This window comes from Chryseobacterium sp. L12 (assembly GCF_056133985.1).
Window position 1 is genome coordinate 1 of the sequence record NZ_JBVYOF010000025.1, and the last position, 15212, is coordinate 15212.

The 15212-nt window shown below is 39.9% G+C and carries 21 protein-coding genes and 1 pseudogene; 11 read left to right on the forward strand and 11 right to left on the reverse strand.

Annotated features, from left to right (window positions below; genetic code table 11):
• Window positions 1-184: pseudogene (locus AC0NBN_RS13680) on the reverse strand (T9SS type A sorting domain-containing protein); the annotation flags it as partial.
• A 552-nt stretch (window positions 185-736) separates the two neighbouring features.
• Here AC0NBN_RS13680 and AC0NBN_RS13685 point away from each other — a divergent pair.
• The 11 genes from AC0NBN_RS13685 (at window position 737) to AC0NBN_RS13735 (ending at window position 8571) form a co-directional block, all read left to right on the forward strand.
• On the forward strand, window positions 737-2062 hold the full coding sequence (locus AC0NBN_RS13685; protein WP_228378468.1) for a site-specific integrase: 1326 nt from the start codon (window positions 737-739) through the stop codon (window positions 2060-2062).
• A gap of 427 nt (window positions 2063-2489) precedes the next feature.
• On the forward strand, window positions 2490-2882 hold the full coding sequence (locus AC0NBN_RS13690; protein ID WP_123860968.1) for a single-stranded DNA-binding protein: 393 nt from the start codon (window positions 2490-2492) through the stop codon (window positions 2880-2882).
• A gap of 44 nt (window positions 2883-2926) precedes the next feature.
• Window positions 2927-4000 carry a DUF932 domain-containing protein gene (locus AC0NBN_RS13695; protein WP_123860967.1) on the forward strand — a complete coding sequence of 358 codons (1074 nt, stop codon included), beginning with the start codon at window positions 2927-2929 and terminating at the stop codon, window positions 3998-4000.
• 58 nt (window positions 4001-4058) lie between these two features.
• On the forward strand, window positions 4059-4436 hold the full coding sequence (locus AC0NBN_RS13700) for a hypothetical protein (protein WP_228445162.1): 378 nt from the start codon (window positions 4059-4061) through the stop codon (window positions 4434-4436).
• Between the two features lie 17 nt (window positions 4437-4453).
• Window positions 4454-4792 carry a molybdenum ABC transporter ATP-binding protein gene (locus AC0NBN_RS13705; protein WP_123860966.1) on the forward strand — a complete coding sequence of 113 codons (339 nt, stop codon included), beginning with the start codon at window positions 4454-4456 and terminating at the stop codon, window positions 4790-4792.
• 14 nt (window positions 4793-4806) lie between these two features.
• Window positions 4807-5001 (forward strand): hypothetical protein, encoded by a 195-nt coding sequence (locus AC0NBN_RS13710; RefSeq protein WP_123860965.1) that lies wholly within the window; start codon window positions 4807-4809, stop codon window positions 4999-5001.
• Between the two features lie 12 nt (window positions 5002-5013).
• Window positions 5014-5616, forward strand: coding sequence for a PRTRC system protein E (locus tag AC0NBN_RS13715; RefSeq protein WP_123860964.1), 603 nt, complete (start codon window positions 5014-5016; stop codon window positions 5614-5616).
• A 27-nt stretch (window positions 5617-5643) separates the two neighbouring features.
• Window positions 5644-5862: a PRTRC system protein C gene (locus AC0NBN_RS13720; protein ID WP_002978317.1), complete on the forward strand. Its 219-nt coding sequence runs from the start codon at window positions 5644-5646 to the stop codon at window positions 5860-5862.
• Between the two features lie 17 nt (window positions 5863-5879).
• On the forward strand, window positions 5880-7046 hold the full coding sequence (locus AC0NBN_RS13725) for a hypothetical protein (protein ID WP_160811952.1): 1167 nt from the start codon (window positions 5880-5882) through the stop codon (window positions 7044-7046).
• Window positions 7043-7765, forward strand: a complete 723-nt coding sequence (locus tag AC0NBN_RS13730) for a PRTRC system protein B (RefSeq protein ID WP_160811953.1) — start codon at window positions 7043-7045, stop codon at window positions 7763-7765. Before AC0NBN_RS13725 ends, AC0NBN_RS13730 begins: the two co-directional genes overlap by 4 nt.
• Window positions 7765-8571 carry a PRTRC system ThiF family protein gene (locus AC0NBN_RS13735; RefSeq protein WP_055133019.1) on the forward strand — a complete coding sequence of 269 codons (807 nt, stop codon included), beginning with the start codon at window positions 7765-7767 and terminating at the stop codon, window positions 8569-8571. The genes AC0NBN_RS13730 and AC0NBN_RS13735 overlap by 1 nt, the downstream gene beginning before the upstream one ends.
• A 278-nt stretch (window positions 8572-8849) precedes the next feature.
• Here the strand turns inward: AC0NBN_RS13735 and AC0NBN_RS13740 are convergent, their stop codons facing one another.
• From AC0NBN_RS13740 to AC0NBN_RS13785, 10 genes are all read right to left on the reverse strand, one after another.
• Complete coding sequence (locus AC0NBN_RS13740) at window positions 8850-9299, reverse strand: response regulator (protein WP_066439708.1); 450 nt, start codon at window positions 9297-9299, stop codon at window positions 8850-8852.
• A gap of 274 nt (window positions 9300-9573) precedes the next feature.
• Window positions 9574-9873 (reverse strand): helix-turn-helix domain-containing protein, encoded by a 300-nt coding sequence (locus AC0NBN_RS13745; protein ID WP_066439707.1) that lies wholly within the window; start codon window positions 9871-9873, stop codon window positions 9574-9576.
• A complete protein-coding gene (locus tag AC0NBN_RS13750; protein ID WP_066439706.1) occupies window positions 9854-10165 on the reverse strand; it encodes a helix-turn-helix domain-containing protein in 312 nt (103 codons plus the stop codon). The genes AC0NBN_RS13745 and AC0NBN_RS13750 overlap by 20 nt, the downstream gene beginning before the upstream one ends.
• Before the next feature lie 153 nt (window positions 10166-10318).
• Window positions 10319-11119 (reverse strand): TIGR02391 family protein, encoded by an 801-nt coding sequence (locus tag AC0NBN_RS13755; protein ID WP_066439705.1) that lies wholly within the window; start codon window positions 11117-11119, stop codon window positions 10319-10321.
• A gap of 62 nt (window positions 11120-11181) precedes the next feature.
• Window positions 11182-11463: a molybdenum ABC transporter permease gene (locus AC0NBN_RS13760; RefSeq protein ID WP_066439704.1), complete on the reverse strand. Its 282-nt coding sequence runs from the start codon at window positions 11461-11463 to the stop codon at window positions 11182-11184.
• A gap of 111 nt (window positions 11464-11574) precedes the next feature.
• Window positions 11575-12024 carry a DUF3872 domain-containing protein gene (locus AC0NBN_RS13765; RefSeq protein WP_066439702.1) on the reverse strand — a complete coding sequence of 150 codons (450 nt, stop codon included), beginning with the start codon at window positions 12022-12024 and terminating at the stop codon, window positions 11575-11577.
• Window positions 12025-12035: 11 nt separating this feature from the next.
• Window positions 12036-12596 carry a conjugal transfer protein TraO gene (locus AC0NBN_RS13770; RefSeq protein WP_066439701.1) on the reverse strand — a complete coding sequence of 187 codons (561 nt, stop codon included), beginning with the start codon at window positions 12594-12596 and terminating at the stop codon, window positions 12036-12038.
• A gap of 21 nt (window positions 12597-12617) precedes the next feature.
• Complete coding sequence (traN, locus tag AC0NBN_RS13775; RefSeq protein WP_066439697.1) at window positions 12618-13511, reverse strand: conjugative transposon protein TraN; 894 nt, start codon at window positions 13509-13511, stop codon at window positions 12618-12620.
• A 24-nt stretch (window positions 13512-13535) separates the two neighbouring features.
• The gene (gene traM / locus AC0NBN_RS13780) at window positions 13536-14870 is read right to left on the reverse strand and encodes a conjugative transposon protein TraM (RefSeq protein ID WP_160811954.1); all 1335 of its coding nucleotides are present in this window, start codon (window positions 14868-14870) and stop codon (window positions 13536-13538) included.
• The coding region (locus AC0NBN_RS13785) for a hypothetical protein (RefSeq protein WP_474468621.1) at window positions 14857-15212 on the reverse strand (356 nt) is incomplete at its 5' end. The genes traM and AC0NBN_RS13785, both read right to left, overlap by 14 nt.

Genomic DNA, 15212 nt, shown 5'->3' on the forward strand with positions numbered 1-15212 from the left:
CAGCGTGCATCTTTCTCCTTTGAATATAGCTTCCTGTAATAACATACTGCTGATCCATAGTGGTAGTCACCTGCGAGATAAAATCCTGCGCTTTTGAACTGATGTCTTTCTGCCATATTACTTCCTGAGCCTGCAATACAGCCATGGTGCATACAAGAAATGCACCCGAGTAGAGTTTTTTCATAGCTGCGTTTTTTTAATAGTTTATTTTTTAATTTTTCAAATATAAATGAATTTTTTGAATGTATAATTCACCATGTTTTAAAAAAATAAAATTCATGGTTTTTTTATTTATCTTCATATTGTATTAATATTTAATTTATTCCGGATGATAGTATTTCACGCAAAGATTTAATTCAAAACGTTTAATTTTAATATGCAAAGGCAATTAAATTGCATCGCAAAGCGTGAAAATACCGCTTCATCAATCAACTTGTTGAGTCAACTTTGCTCTTTAGATCTAATTATTTTCTTTAAAAAAGATTAGTAAAAAGCAAAAATAAGCAAAACGATTAAACCCGTTGCTATACAATGCTTTATAAAACAGTAGTCTTAGTTTGGAACTCGGTGTCTGATAGGTTTTGGGCTTGAAAACACAAGGTTAGGTTACTAATTCGTTACCGATTGATAAAGGTAACTACATAGCTTAACTGTTTATATTTCAGTCTTTTGCACCCTTTTTTACATTCCCTTGTAACTCAATGTAATTTAATTTTAAACATTAAACATTTGAGTTATGGAACAGACAAAAAAGTCCACGTTCAAACTGCTTTTCTACCTGAAAAAGAACGAACTGAAAAAGAACGGTAATGCACCGATTATGGCACGTATTACCATTGATGGAACAGCTAAAACTTTGGGAACAAAGTTAGAAATTAACCCGAAAAATTGGGATTTAAAATACGGAAGAGTTGAGGGCAAGAGTGCCACCGCTTTGAACATTAACCAAAAGCTGGATAACGTACGGGGTCGTATCGACAAGATTTACGAAGATATGCTGAAGCACGAGGGTTTTGCGACCGCACAGAAAGTAAAGCTCTCGTTTTTGGGTGTTGGTGTAATGGACGATGCCGTACTAAAAGTCTTTAAAGACCAAAATGAAGACTTTGAAAAAATGGTCGCTAAGGGAAAACGCTCTCAAAGCACGTATAGCAAATACAACACTGTTTACAACCATCTTAGCGAATTTATAAGGGAGCGTTACCATCGGGACGATATGGCTTTCCGGGAACTCACTTCTGATTTTATTCGTGAGTTTGATTTCTTTCTTCGCATTGATAAGGAATGTACCCATAATACGGTTTGGGTTTACACAATGCCAGTTATTGCTTTGGCAGAATTGGCTATTAAAAAAGGCTTGATACGGGATAATCCTTTTGAGGATTATGAAATCAGTATGGAAGAAACCGACCGCAGCTACCTTTTAAAAGAGGATGTAGAAACCTTAATGCTCCTGAAACCATCTAAGCCTCGATATGAACTTGTAAAAGACCTTTTTATTTTCAGTTGCTTCACAGGGCTTTCTTACATAGACATTAAGAAACTGAAATGGAGCAATATCCAGTCTTTCTTTGATGGACACCAATGGATAATCAGCAGGAGAAAGAAATCAGATGTTGCCTCCAACGTCCGTCTTTTGGAAATCCCCAAACGCATCATTGAGAAATATCGTGGAGCTACAAGAAATGATTTTGTATTCCCAATGCCATCCAATGCGACTTGCAACACGCATATAGGTAAACTTATTGAGGAAGCGGGTATTGTTACAGAACAGAAAGTTACATTCCACACCGCCCGTCATACATTCGCCACAATGTTTTTGACCGAGGGTGTTCCGCTTGAAAGCCTTAGCAAAATGATGGGTCATAAGAATATTTCCACTACACAGATTTATGCTAAGATTACCAGCCAAAAAATCAGTAAGGATATGGATTTGGTTTCGCCTAAATTTAAGGCAATGGAAGATGCGTTTATTATTAAAATGGAACGGGAAGAAATAGCATTATTGAATGAACATACAAACGCAGATAAAATTTACAATACCGAAGAAATTATGGTTTAAAAATTAGTGCATTCTTTACTTATCAGATTGAAGCAGGATTTAACTATCCTGCTTTTTTTATGCCCTTACTTTTCGATTATTCCAACCTCTATTTCAGGCTCTCATAGCCTGGTCATTTATTCCATAAAAATTAGAACAGAATATTTCCACAATCAACCGGTAAAAAGGCAGCTAAGTTATAGCGGGCAGCCACCGCACACACCCACCAATAAAAAAAATGAATGAACGGTTTCCCCCTAAAGGAACCCCCATTAAATCATTTTTTTTCTTGGTTTTCGCTATTGCCCGCTTGGATTATCTGCTTTCTTTTTTCCGGTTTTTCTTTTGGAAAAAATTATGCGAAGCGAAGCGGAGCAAACCACAACAGGAAGCAGGAAACGAGAAAAGCGAACGTAACAAAATGTAAAACTTTTAAAACAGGACGATTATGAACATTATCGGAAGACTGACAAAAAATGCGGAAGTACGCACATTGTCGAACGAAAAACAGGTAGTAAACTTTTCAGTAGCGACCAATGAAAGCTACAAAAACAAGCAAGGTGAACGAATAGAGCAAACAACCTATTTCGATTGTGCCTATTGGATTTCTGCAAACGTGGCAAGCCTACTCACAAAAGGCACTTTGGTAGAACTCACAGGCAGAATAAGCACAAGGGCGTGGATAGGCAAAAACGGCGAAGCACATTCGGGGCTGAACTTTCATACCTCTCAAATCAAACTGCACGGAGGTAGTAAGAGAGCCGAAACCATACAGGCTACTGCACAAGCCGAGAACAACAGCTTTACTGCACAGGGAGCAGATGACGACCTCCCATTCTAACAACGAGTATTCAATCATTTTTTAAACATCAAATTTTAAGCATTATGGCACATAATATCAATTTCAACGAGAGAACAGGACGTTATTCATTTTTTAGCGTACAACAAAAAGCGTGGCACGGTTTAGGTCAAATCGTAGAACAATACCCGACAAGTGAGGAAGCAATCAAATACGCAGGGTTAGATTACGAAGTCGTAAAATCCCCACTATTTACCAAAGGTTCGGGCATTATCGAAACCACCAACGGCATAGAGATAGGCAGTAGCGAATTAGAAGTACCTAACTATTTCGCCAACATACGCACCGATAACAATGCAGTATTGGGCGTAGTCGGTAAGGATTACCATATCGTACAAAACCGTGAAGCCTTTAATTTCTTTGATGCCATTGTAGGCGGTGGCGAGGGCATTCTGTACGAAACCGCAGGAGCGTTAGGCAACGGAGAACGTGTTTTTATCACAGCCAAATTGCCCGACTATATCCGTGTAGGCAATGGCGATGATGTTACGGAAAAGTACATTTTCCTAACCACTTCGCACGATGGTAGCGGAAGTATCACAGCCGCATTTACGCCTATCCGTATTGTATGCCAAAACACGCTGAATGCTTCGTTACGCAGTATGACCAATGTAGTCCGTATCAAGCACACTTCGGGAGCAAAACAACGTATCGAGAACGCTCACAAGATTATGGGACTTGCCAACACATTGAGCAACCAATTAGAGGGCATTTTCAACGAATGGGCAAAAGTAAAGGTAACAGACCGAGAAGTAAGAAAGCTAATACAGTTGGCACTTTGCCCAAATAAGGAAACGCTTGACCTAATCAAAAAAGGTGCGGAAGATGAAATTTCCACCGTGTTCAAAAATGTCGTTGAGGATGCTTTTGCGTATGCTATGATAAGCGACACCCAACAAATGGACACTACCAAAGGTACGTTGTTCGGAGCGTACAATTCTGTGACAGGCTACTATCAGAATGTAAGGAGTTACAAGAATGACGAAGCCAAGTTGCAGAGCATTGTATTGGGTGGTACTGCCCAACTCAAATCGCAGAAAGCATTTGAACTATGTACTGCATTTGCTCTGGACGGTGCGGAAATCCTAAACCTTAATTAGATAACCACAGGCTACCGCCTTAATCGGTGGTAGCCTATTATAAACAACAGCTATGACAATGGAAACCTATAAAGCAACGCTGAAACACGACACAGGCAAAGTAACGCTGACAGTAGTATCACTTAGCGGAAAGCAGAGAGCAATACAGCAGATAACAGCCGTAGAGGGTTGTCCCGAATGTGCCATTGTGGATATAGTAAAGATTGATAACGATACAAAACAGCAGAATATGAAAGCAAAAACCATAGACGAAGCCAAAAGTATGGCTAAAGAAAAAAGCCTTGAAACGCAATACAGGGATGAAGCTATATACATCATCTATTGCAACAGAACAGAGTATTTCTATGTAGATACCGACAGCCTAATACGGCTTTGGGAACGGCTTATAGGCTACTATGAAAATGGAAAATACACCGATGCTGAAACTAATTCATAACACTTAAAGCAGATACAATGGAAACGACAGCAATAGCCACAAAGTTTGTACGCTACGATGTTCCCGAATTGGAAACCCTGCAAAATGCAAAGGTTTACCTACTAAGGGAAAAACTGAACAAAAGCGACAAGTTGAGCCGAGCAGAAAAAAATTGGCTTGCGGAAGCAGTAAACCGAAATGCCTACTTCAAAAGAGCCGTACCCCTTATGGGTTATCGCTTCGGGTTTGAGGATATTTTGAAAACCTATGTAGTGAAGCAGTACGGCAGTTGGGCAGAATACAACGCCCCCGACAAAACAAGCCTTAGAAGTATTGTTTACGGCAGGATTGACCAAATAGCGGAAATCACTAAATAAGAATTAGAACAGGTATGAAAATAACGGATTTGAACGGTTACGAAATTGAAGTAACCGACCTAAAAGAAGCTATCTGTATTGCCAAACGAAATACAGGGTATAGCCACGAGGACAAAAGTTTTTCAGACTTCGATAAAAGGCAAAATGCCTATTGGATGGACATATACGAGAAACTAAAAGCAATCAAAAAACGGTTAAACAACAATTAAAATCAAAGAACGATGAACACAAATTTTTTCAATCAGATACAGCAGTTGGACTTTACAGGAGTATTGCAACTGAACATTTCAAAAGGAATAGAAAGCAACCTAATCGTAACAGTATTGCTCAATAACGAACAATGCGGAGATAGTGCCAAAAACCTTATTCCCCCATTGACATTTAACGCCACACCCCAAGAGTTTGACGAGGGATTTTTTGAACAGATTACCACACCTATACAAAAGGTATCGGGCTTAATGGTGGATATGGAAAAATTCTTAAAGCAATTGGAAGAAGTTAAAAAGCAATCGGCAATCGAGAAAGAAAAAGCAGAAAAGGAGAAAAAGGAAAAAGAAGCCAAAGACAAGAAATTTAAAGATGCTATGGTAAAGGCTGACGAGTTGGAGAAAGAGGGCAAGTTCCGCGAAGCGTGGATGAAAGTACCCGATATAACGGAGTTTCCCGAAAAAGCGGACGAGATACGCAAACGCAAAACTTCATTGTCCGACAAGTTCGCAACACCGAGCCTTTTCGGAGCAATGGAAGAAGCTACACCCGAACCGCCAAAGGTGGAAGAAGTTACTGCCGATTATCCTATTGATGAAGCGGACGAGGAAGAATAAAAGTGTTAACCCCAAAATTAGAAAGTTATGTTATTAGCAACGCAATTAGAACGAGTTTTCATACTCAAAGACAAAGGACAGGACATCAGACTGACCGACCCAGAGCCACGTTGGAGCGTGGAAGCCGTAATGAATTTTTACGCCAATATGTACCCGATTTTGACAACGGCAAAAGCATCTGCACCACAGATAAAAGACGATGCGGTAGAGTACAAATTTGAGAGCGTAATGGGTACGAAAGGTTAAACCAAAATTTTAAAACGATGAATTATGCAACGCAACATCATATCGGGAACAATCAATATACCCGAACAGAAACGACAACAGCAGTTACACCGACAGTTGGGCGAGTTCGCAAATTGGCTACAAAGACCAAAGGACGCAAACCAAGTGCAGAAAGACAAGCAGAAATCCGTACCGATAGCAATGCTACCAATGGTATTCTAAAGTGTACGTTTCTGCCTAAACTGAAAACAGCACAATCCGTACAGGCTTGTCAGAAAACGGAGAGGGATTTTTACAAGTCCCTTTCCCGACTTGCCGAGCATTACAGCATTGAACCGATGCAAACCCAAGATTTTGAGTTTCCATACAATGTAGTATTATCTATGTGGGATATGGAAACCAAAGTAAAACGTACCAACATAAATTGGGACAGTTTCAAATTGGTACAGGATAGTAAGAAAACCTTTTTTGTAAGTGAGGAAAGGTATAATGTAGGTACAACCTTGTATAATATTCCTATTGCACCACTCTTTAAAATGCTCAAAGACCCGAAGCGTAAAAAGACCGCACAGCTACTTGTATCGGTATGCAGTTATCTGTACCATATTGCCGATGTGCCGTATTACAGGCAGGAAGACAGCTATTTGTATTGGTTGTATGAAACGCATAAAGATTGGGTAGAACAGGACGAGGAAACGGACGAAACAGAAACATATAGAAGTGAGTTGAGAAATGCCGAATATATTGGCGACAGGATAGAACAAAAGTTATTTAACCGAAGCAATCTAAAGATATTTGAACAGCGTTTGAACCGATTTAAAAGCCTTGACACGTTCGACAGGGAATGTTGGCAGGTAGCGTGTAATGCGTTTGCCCTTTGTACTGAATATCCGAAAGCAACTTTTTTTAGAAACGCACCATTGCCCGAAGAAGACCCTTATGACGATGATTACGAAACCGAAGCAATCGGAATGGAAAAGTACATTTCATTTATCGCAGATACCAAAGGTTGGCTATATGAAAGCCTTTCCGAAAGCATCAACAATGAGTTCAACGAATACGGAAAAATGGAAGAGCCGACCATTTGCAAAGCATTTGACGGCAGTAAAATAACACAAGGCAACCTTGATTTTGAAAATCGCCTGTTTGAATTGTTGGATGACCTTTCTTACTTATTATATAACTATAAAACAACAGAAAAATGAACACCGTAAACGACATAACCAAAGATTTCGGCACATTATACTATCCAAAATCCGCTTTGGTTTTCTATGAAACCAAAGGAACAGATACAGCAATGTACGTGGAGCATTTCGATATGGATAGCAACGGAACGCCTATCAATGCCCACCCATTGACCGTAAAAGAAGCCAACGTATTGGCAAAGGCGTTACAGACCGATGAAGAAAAGAACACAGCCTTTTTAAAGTCAAAGGGAATATTGCCTACAAACATTCTGCATATCAATCCAAATGCTGAAAAAGGTATAGTATTATGGTACACCAAAGCACAGCAAAGACAACTGTATTTTGTGGATAGTTTGGGCATATCCAACGGAATGGCACAAGTACCGCCAATGCTTTGGTTAGCGAGCAAAAGCAGTCTTACTGTATTTGCTTTGGCAAGCGACAGAAGACCCATCGAGAAAACGCCATTGCATTACGCACCTTTCTTCAATATCTACGAAAAGGGCAATGTATGTATGGGTACTGTTAGTATTGATATTAAAAATTCGGCTTCGGTTGAGGAATTTACACAGGCGTGGGAACATTATTTTTTTAATTCCTATTTCAGCCATTCATTATGCGAGAACCTCACGAAAAAAAACATTGTAAACCTTTGGAAAGACCTTATCAATACTGATAAACCTTTTCCGAAAGAAGTATTAAAAAAGAATAACAAAACCCTTAAAAATCTATTGTGATGAATACAGCAAAAACAGCAATCCATTTTACGGACAATTATCTGCTCAATCCGACAAACCCAATTTCGGTAAACCTTATCGGGGCAGGTGGCACAGGCTCAAAAGTATTGACCGCTTTAATGGAAATAAACGAGAGCTTGATAGCGTTGGGACACGCAGGGTTGCAAGTCCGCCTTTGGGATGATGATGTTATCACGAGTGCCAATTTAGGCAGACAGCGTTTTTTTGAAAGTGAAACAGGATTGTACAAATCGGTTGCATTGATAAACCGTATCAATCGTTGCATCGGTACAAATTGGAAAGCCGAAACGGTAAAATTTGAAAAGGACAAGTTTGGCAGAATACCCGAAAAAGCAAGGGCAATCATTACTATTACTTGTGTGGACAATGTACAGGCGAGGTTTGGCGTTGCTGAAATTCTTAAAGAAATAAGTTACCGCAGACACTACCAAGATGAGCCGAAATATTGGTTGGATTTTGGCAACAGCCAAGATACAGGACAAGTGCTACTATCTACTATCGGAGAGATAAAGCAACCCAATTCAGAGAAATACCAAACGGTGGCAAGCCTGCCATTTGTTACCGATGAATTTGGCGAATTGCTGAAGCAATCCGAACAAGAGGATAACACGCCAAGTTGCTCACTTGCCGAAGCGTTGGAACACCAGGACTTGTTTATCAATTCCTCATTAACCCAAATGGGTTGTTCTTTGCTGTGGAACTTATTTCGCAGGGGAATGACTGAATACAAAGGATTTTTTCACAATCTGAAAGATTTCCGCACCCACCCGATAAAAGTCGCCTGACCCGAAAAGTCGGGCGGCAAAAAGACAGATCCTCCCGATGGTCGGGACAGTCTTTTTGCATCAAATCGGTGCAACCCCTTTGTCAAAATGCACCGCTACACAATTTCCTTTCTCTACCTTTTACCAAACAGGTTGCGACATTATTGTGTGGGATATTCATTATCCCAATGATTAGGTATGCAATGACTTCTTTTCTTTTCACATAAGCGACCAAAGAAAAGAAGCAAAAGAACGCCGCTTGATTAGAACAGATATTTTATACTATTATAATCGGAACGTTACTTATTACTGAAATATTCCTGTGCAATTTCCGCTACTCCCACACTAAAATATCTACCGCCATTGGTAACAACATCAATAGCTTTTTTAAAATCGTCCGTATCGCTACCAATGAGCAAATAACCTGTAAAACCAATTTCCAAAAGAGGTTTTACGGCTTTTTCTGCATCAATATCATTATGTGCAATCAGGTTAATGGTTGGATATTGTGTTCTCAATTCTTGAAGCTGTGCCAGCACATTCTTATTGTAAAAATCAAGGTCAATAATACAAATGTTGGGAAGTGTTTTTAATGCTGGTAATTGAGATAGTCCGTCTTCAATGTTTTCAGAACGGAACAATACTTCAATTCCTGAAGCAACGAGGTCGTTGCAGGTCAAATCCAAAATCGGGCTTTTATCATTGATAAAGGCGAGGGCAATTTTTTGTTGTGCTGTACCAGTTTCCATATCATTACTTTTTTGAGTTGATGTAGCCCTGCACAAAAAAAAGAAGCGCAGGCAACCACACTTACCGATACTGAGGCACTGGTACGCCTTAATCCCCGAATAAGCGAGCGCCCACGCCTATGACGTGAGCGTTCTTACTTATTGTCTTGGGGATACAAAAAATTACCAGTTTTCAGTACCAAGACCTAAAGCAAAAACACTTTAAGTATTGTTATATTTTACATAGCAAATATACTAAAGTCCTTCCGTTGAAACATAGTCAGAACCAAATTAATTAGAAGCAATGTCTGTCATTGGTTATATAGTTCTGTTCTAAGACGGTCAGAATATCCGTTTCCTTATAAATAATCTTACCCCCAATTTGTATATACGGCAGGATATTATCGTCACGGTATTGCTGTAAAGTCCGTTTACTGATATGTAACAGCCTACACACATCTTCGCCCGACAAGTATATTTCTCCGTTCATTACAGGACGGTAATTTTTTAATATTTCTTCAATACGGTTTCTCAACTGCATTATCATTTCCTGATGGGCGATGATTTCTTCCGTTTCATTCGTCAGTAAATCCATTGTCGTTGGTATTGTACGGCTGTCCGGCTTCGAGTAAAGCCTGTACGTCCGAGCGTTTATAATAATTCTTGCGGTTCAGTTTGGAATATGGTAATAAGCCTTTGTCCTTGTAGGTCTGCAAAGTCCGTTTGGTAATGTTCATCATCAAACACACTTCCTGGTTATCGAGCCATTGCTCCTCTTTGAAAATCGGGGTATATTTTCGTGTGGCATTTTCGGTCATTTCCAAAAGTTCCCTTAGGTCATTCTTCATTCCGTCCAATGCGGTTTTTTGTATTGCAATAACTTCCATTGTTTGCTCATTTTTTCTGTGGAAGTCGAATTTATAAAGGCTTATTGCAGGATTGGGAAAGGTTGCATTGATTGGCGTTGAAAGGCAGTGTTTGGCTTTTTACTTTTGCCATAAACGAAAAATCGGATAACCTTTTGAGCTATCCGATTTTTTTTATTTAAGCCCCGTTTTATAAGTGTTATCAAGTTTGTTGTGAATAATTGTTGCTACAACCAAAACTTCTGTCATTTGTGAAAGTTGGGTATCTTCCAATATTTTGGGGTTGTGTGCTTTTGGATTTCTGTACATAGAAAAAAATCCTTTGCAGAAATTTCCAAAACCTTTGTGTTCACTTTCTTCGCTTTGATTTTTCAGAGTATTGAAAGCAAGCATAGGTCTTTTGTCCTTTCCCAACGCAAAACAATCATCAACTAAATCTGCTCCGTCTGAAGTATAGCCACTTTTTTGCCTAAGCCTCTCTGCTACACTTTTCGTAATTTCAAGTATAGCGTGAAAATAATTTTCCTTTAACCATTCAGCTTCACAATAAGGCAAAATTTCTGAATGAACTCCAATTCCGTGTACTTTTTCTTTGATTTTTAGTGACCTGCTTTTTGCTTCCGAAATAGTTTTCGCCTTATCAACTTGTCGGGGCTGTCCACTTTTATCAATTTCTATCCCTTCATAAACAAGTTTCTCATTGATAGTTGTTCTATCTTTTTCAAATTCATCTTCGGAATTATATCTTTTAGGATTTAATAATCTAACAACAAATGCCAATACATTATTTCCACATCTGTCTTGTGCTTGTCTTTCTTTTAAAGCATAAAACAATCTGTCTGTTTTATTTGTGCCATATTGAGATTGAGAAATACCAGCACCTGATAAATGTTCTGTAATTTTCGTATGTGTCAGTATATTTGATATAATATCAGATATATTTCGTAGGGTTATGTCATCAAAGGATTTTGTCATTTTATAATTTTCCTCTTTATTATGAATACTAAATCATATAATCTAAATTTCCATAAAAATACTTATTTCGAGTTAGGTATCTCCACTTGTTGCTTCTCTTTGTCCTTTTTCATTTGGCTATAAGTCCATATACAGACAATACCGAGAATTATCAAAGCGTATGCAATCCATTTGCCGACACGTTCTATAAAACGGGTAAATACAGATGCTTCAAAACTCGAAAATCCCTCTGCACCCATACCATTACGCCTATAAAATTTCCTGCGGTTTATCCAATAAATAAGCACTATCGCAATAACGATAACAATAATACCAAACACCAATTGAGCCGTAACTGTATCCATACCCGTTAAAATTATAATTCAAGTAAATTTAAACAAAAAACAACGTACACCGAAAGCTGAAAAGCAAAAAACCGACCTGTAACAGTCGGTTTTGCTTTTATATAAGTAGCATTAATCACTACTGTTGAACTGAAAGCTCAACTGCTTTTCGTTACCGAAGTTATCGGAAATCCAAACCTCAAAGGATTGTGATACGGTAGATGCCGAAGTGTAATACAACCGGAACTGCTCCGTTGGCAACGAATACAAATCGTTTGGCAAATACGGTGGTTCGTCATAATACCGCAATGTGCCTTGACCGTCAAATTGAAAGTAGCGGAGAAAATATTGCGTGTTGCTGTAATTGCCTGTTCGCTGTATGGTAATCCGTATCTCTACGGTCTGCCCACTGGCAATATCTTTGGGTACAGGCATTACTTTGACCTCAAAAGGGAAATCGTTCTGTATTTCGAGTTCATCGTCTTTGCTACAAGATACCAACGTAACCGAAGCCGTGAGGATTGCCAAGAGTATATATATTGAGCTTAATCCTATCCTGAATTTATTGAATATTGCTATCATCATTTTACATTTTAAAAATTAAACCTTAATCCCACGCCTGCGGACGGTCGGAATTGTTCCAAGTCTGTACCCCACAAAACCTTTGTACGCCCTTGCAGGACTAACACAAAACGGTCGGACAGGTACGTTTCAAATGTGAGCCGTCCGCCTGCTCCGTAAACAAAATTGTCTTCGCTCAGTATCTTCGCTCCGTCATACAACATTGCTTCGCCACGGTTGATGCTTTCGTAACCGACTACGCCTGTTATTCCAAAGTTCAGCGTGATGTTCTTACGAACATCGCCCAACAGGAAGAAACTGTAACCGCCCTCTGCGGTATAAGTTTCCTGCGGTATGCGGAGGTCTTTATAATCGTGGTATTGGTGTGTATATTCCAACGCCCAAAGCTGGTAGTTACCATTTTTGCCGTTTACGGTCATTGCTACATTGATGTAATAATCGTTACCGATTTTATCATCGGACAGCACACCCGTACTCACTTCCAATCCTTTCTGTTTAGGTAACATTCTTTGTGCCTGTGTGACCGTGATGGCCATAAAGATGAGCATCACGGTATAGATATACTTTTTCATATTATTTACTTTAAAAGGTTATTAAAATTTCAGGTGCATATCGTTAATCAAACGAGCTTTGATTAAGTCGGAATTTTCTATCTGGAGTGTCTGATGCCTGCCACCGTTTTTCTCGAAAATCTCAATAAGTAGTACCTTGTCATCGGCAATGGTAAATTGGTCTAACAGGAACACGTTTTGCTCGGTCGTTTTTCCGCCAATCTCATCCAATGGTTTGTAAGTCCTAAGCGGTATCATCGGGCGTTCCTGCACTACGGTACGTTTGGCTACCTTTTTATCCACCACTTTGAAATTCACAAAATCAATCTGAAACGGCACATTGGTACGGTTTCTCAATTCCGTATGGAAATAGTATTTGCCGTTGTGTATGTAGATACCTTTGAGGATAAACTGAATACCGAAACTCTTAGCCCCGATATGCTTTACAATACGTTTGTCCTTTTTGTAAATGGTTTCCAAAAGCAAGCCTGCCAATGATGGCGAATTGTTGCCCAATTCTTCAAAAAGCACATCGTTTCCGTTGGCTTTATCAACCGCCTTTTGCATTGTCAAGAGGTCATAGCTCAACGCTTCGGGATAGGGACTGTAATACACATTGAAACTGTAAAAACGCCCGTCATTTGTGATAACTGAAAAATTGGTTTCCGCTTCAAATTCCCTTACCGATGCTTTTACACGCAATACATTTTCCGCATCTTCCGCTTTTCCAGCAATCAGGTATTCGCTTCCCAAATCCACATAACGGATGGCGGTCGGAAAAATAAGATGTGAAGTTTTATCGTAGGTAACTTCCATTCTATACGGTTCTATCTTGCCTAATGCAAGCGGAGTTTTTGCACTATCCTGTGCGTAAGATTGTACGGCAAAGCCGAGTATCAGGGCAAATGCCCAAAAGGTTTTTAAATGATTTTTCATTGTTTAAATTATTTGAGTTCAACATTATTTTTTAGATACAAGGAAGACCTGATGCCCTGCTTTTAGCGTAACCTTTGGGGTTCTTACCTTTTTGGCGAAATAGCCCGAAACACCCTGTACCACGCCACGGCTTAAATCAGCAGCAACCTGTTGTCCTGCATTCTGCGTGAGCATTATGCTTGTTCCCGAAGTCTGGCTCATATTGCCCGCCATTTCGGTAAGGGCGTTCATTTCGGGCGAATACGGAACGTACAAGCCTTGCTGTCCGTCCAAATCGTAAATAGTAATATCAACCGGAATGATGTTGCCCTCTAATTCTACGGAGGTAATCTTTAGCTGCAATCGACCTCCCTGAAATTTGGCATTAGCTGTTACAATCGTTCCTTTCGGAATGGTACGTTGAGGCGTTTGGGCTGGCTCTAACAATCGCAATCGTACCCCTGTTTCGCCAATAACCGTTTGCGCATCGTGTACACAGGCTTTGATACTGTTTTTCGGTTGTGCCGTTTGCACAATAGAACCTGCGGTATAAAAGCCCCGGTTTCTTGTTTCGCTCCAATCGGCTAAAAAGGCACTGTCCGTAGGCTCACGATACAAAGCGGAAACGGTGTTCTTTCTTGTAGGTGTGAATGCCACAAAATGCTCCTTTTGAGTTGAACCTGCGGTAGCCGTACCTGCATCCTTAGCAGGTGGGGCTTCTGTCGAATTTGTACCTGTTGGCAGATACTTTGCCGCCATCTGGTAGGATTTCTCCATTATGGCAAGCTGGTCATCAACGGTTACAGATTTAGGTACATCTTTCTCGGCTAATTGTTCTTTTAGTTCGTCCAATTGCCTGCGGAGTTCTGTTGTTTCAGAGTTGTTATCCTGATAAAATGAACCCAATGTGCTTTGTGCATTGCGGTAACTGCTCAATGCAGGATTGCCGTTTCTTCCCGAACCTCTGCCAACGCCATAGCTGCTGTTTTCGTCTTCTTCGGGAAATTCATCATTAGGCTCTTTTTTGTCTTCAGTATTCCAATAGTCAGAAAGCGTGGTAAGTGCATTGCGTTTTTCTTGCTCTTTGCGTTCCAGCATTTCCAACTCGTAAGCCTTGCCTTTGTCGGCAGGCATTCCTGCTCCGGTAGCCTCCGGTACTGCATCGTTCAGCCCGATGTTCTCAATTTCCTTTTTGTCTGCGGATGGTTTAAATATGAGGTACATACAACCTACGAAGACAATTCCCATTAAGCCAAATATGAGTGGCTTTTTGAGCTTTTCGGCTTTGTTCTGTGTACCGTCTTGCAGTACATCAGTGGTTGCTGCCTGGTTCCCTTCCGTTACCCGAACAACCGACTTTTTGTTCTCATTTTCTTTCATAAATCTTGTTTTTTAGAATTGTTGATAATGTGTCCTGCAATCTTGCAGGACTTTCACTTTTTTTGAGGACAGGGTTTTCGATATGCTCAATGACCATATCGTTACCCGACTTTGAGGTATCGTACCATACTTTGCAAATGACACCTGCCGTAAGCAGTAGATACCCCACAAAAAAGTAAAGTGTGTATTGGTGCTGTTTCCGCAAGGGCAATGCCCGCCAGCGTTCGTCCAGCTTGTCAAAGTACCTGTCCATATTTGCTCTTAGTTTTTTCATAACCTTACTCTTTCTTTTGTTATAGCTTGAAACGCTTCGGACTTTGACCTGCCTTTTGCTTCGGTTCT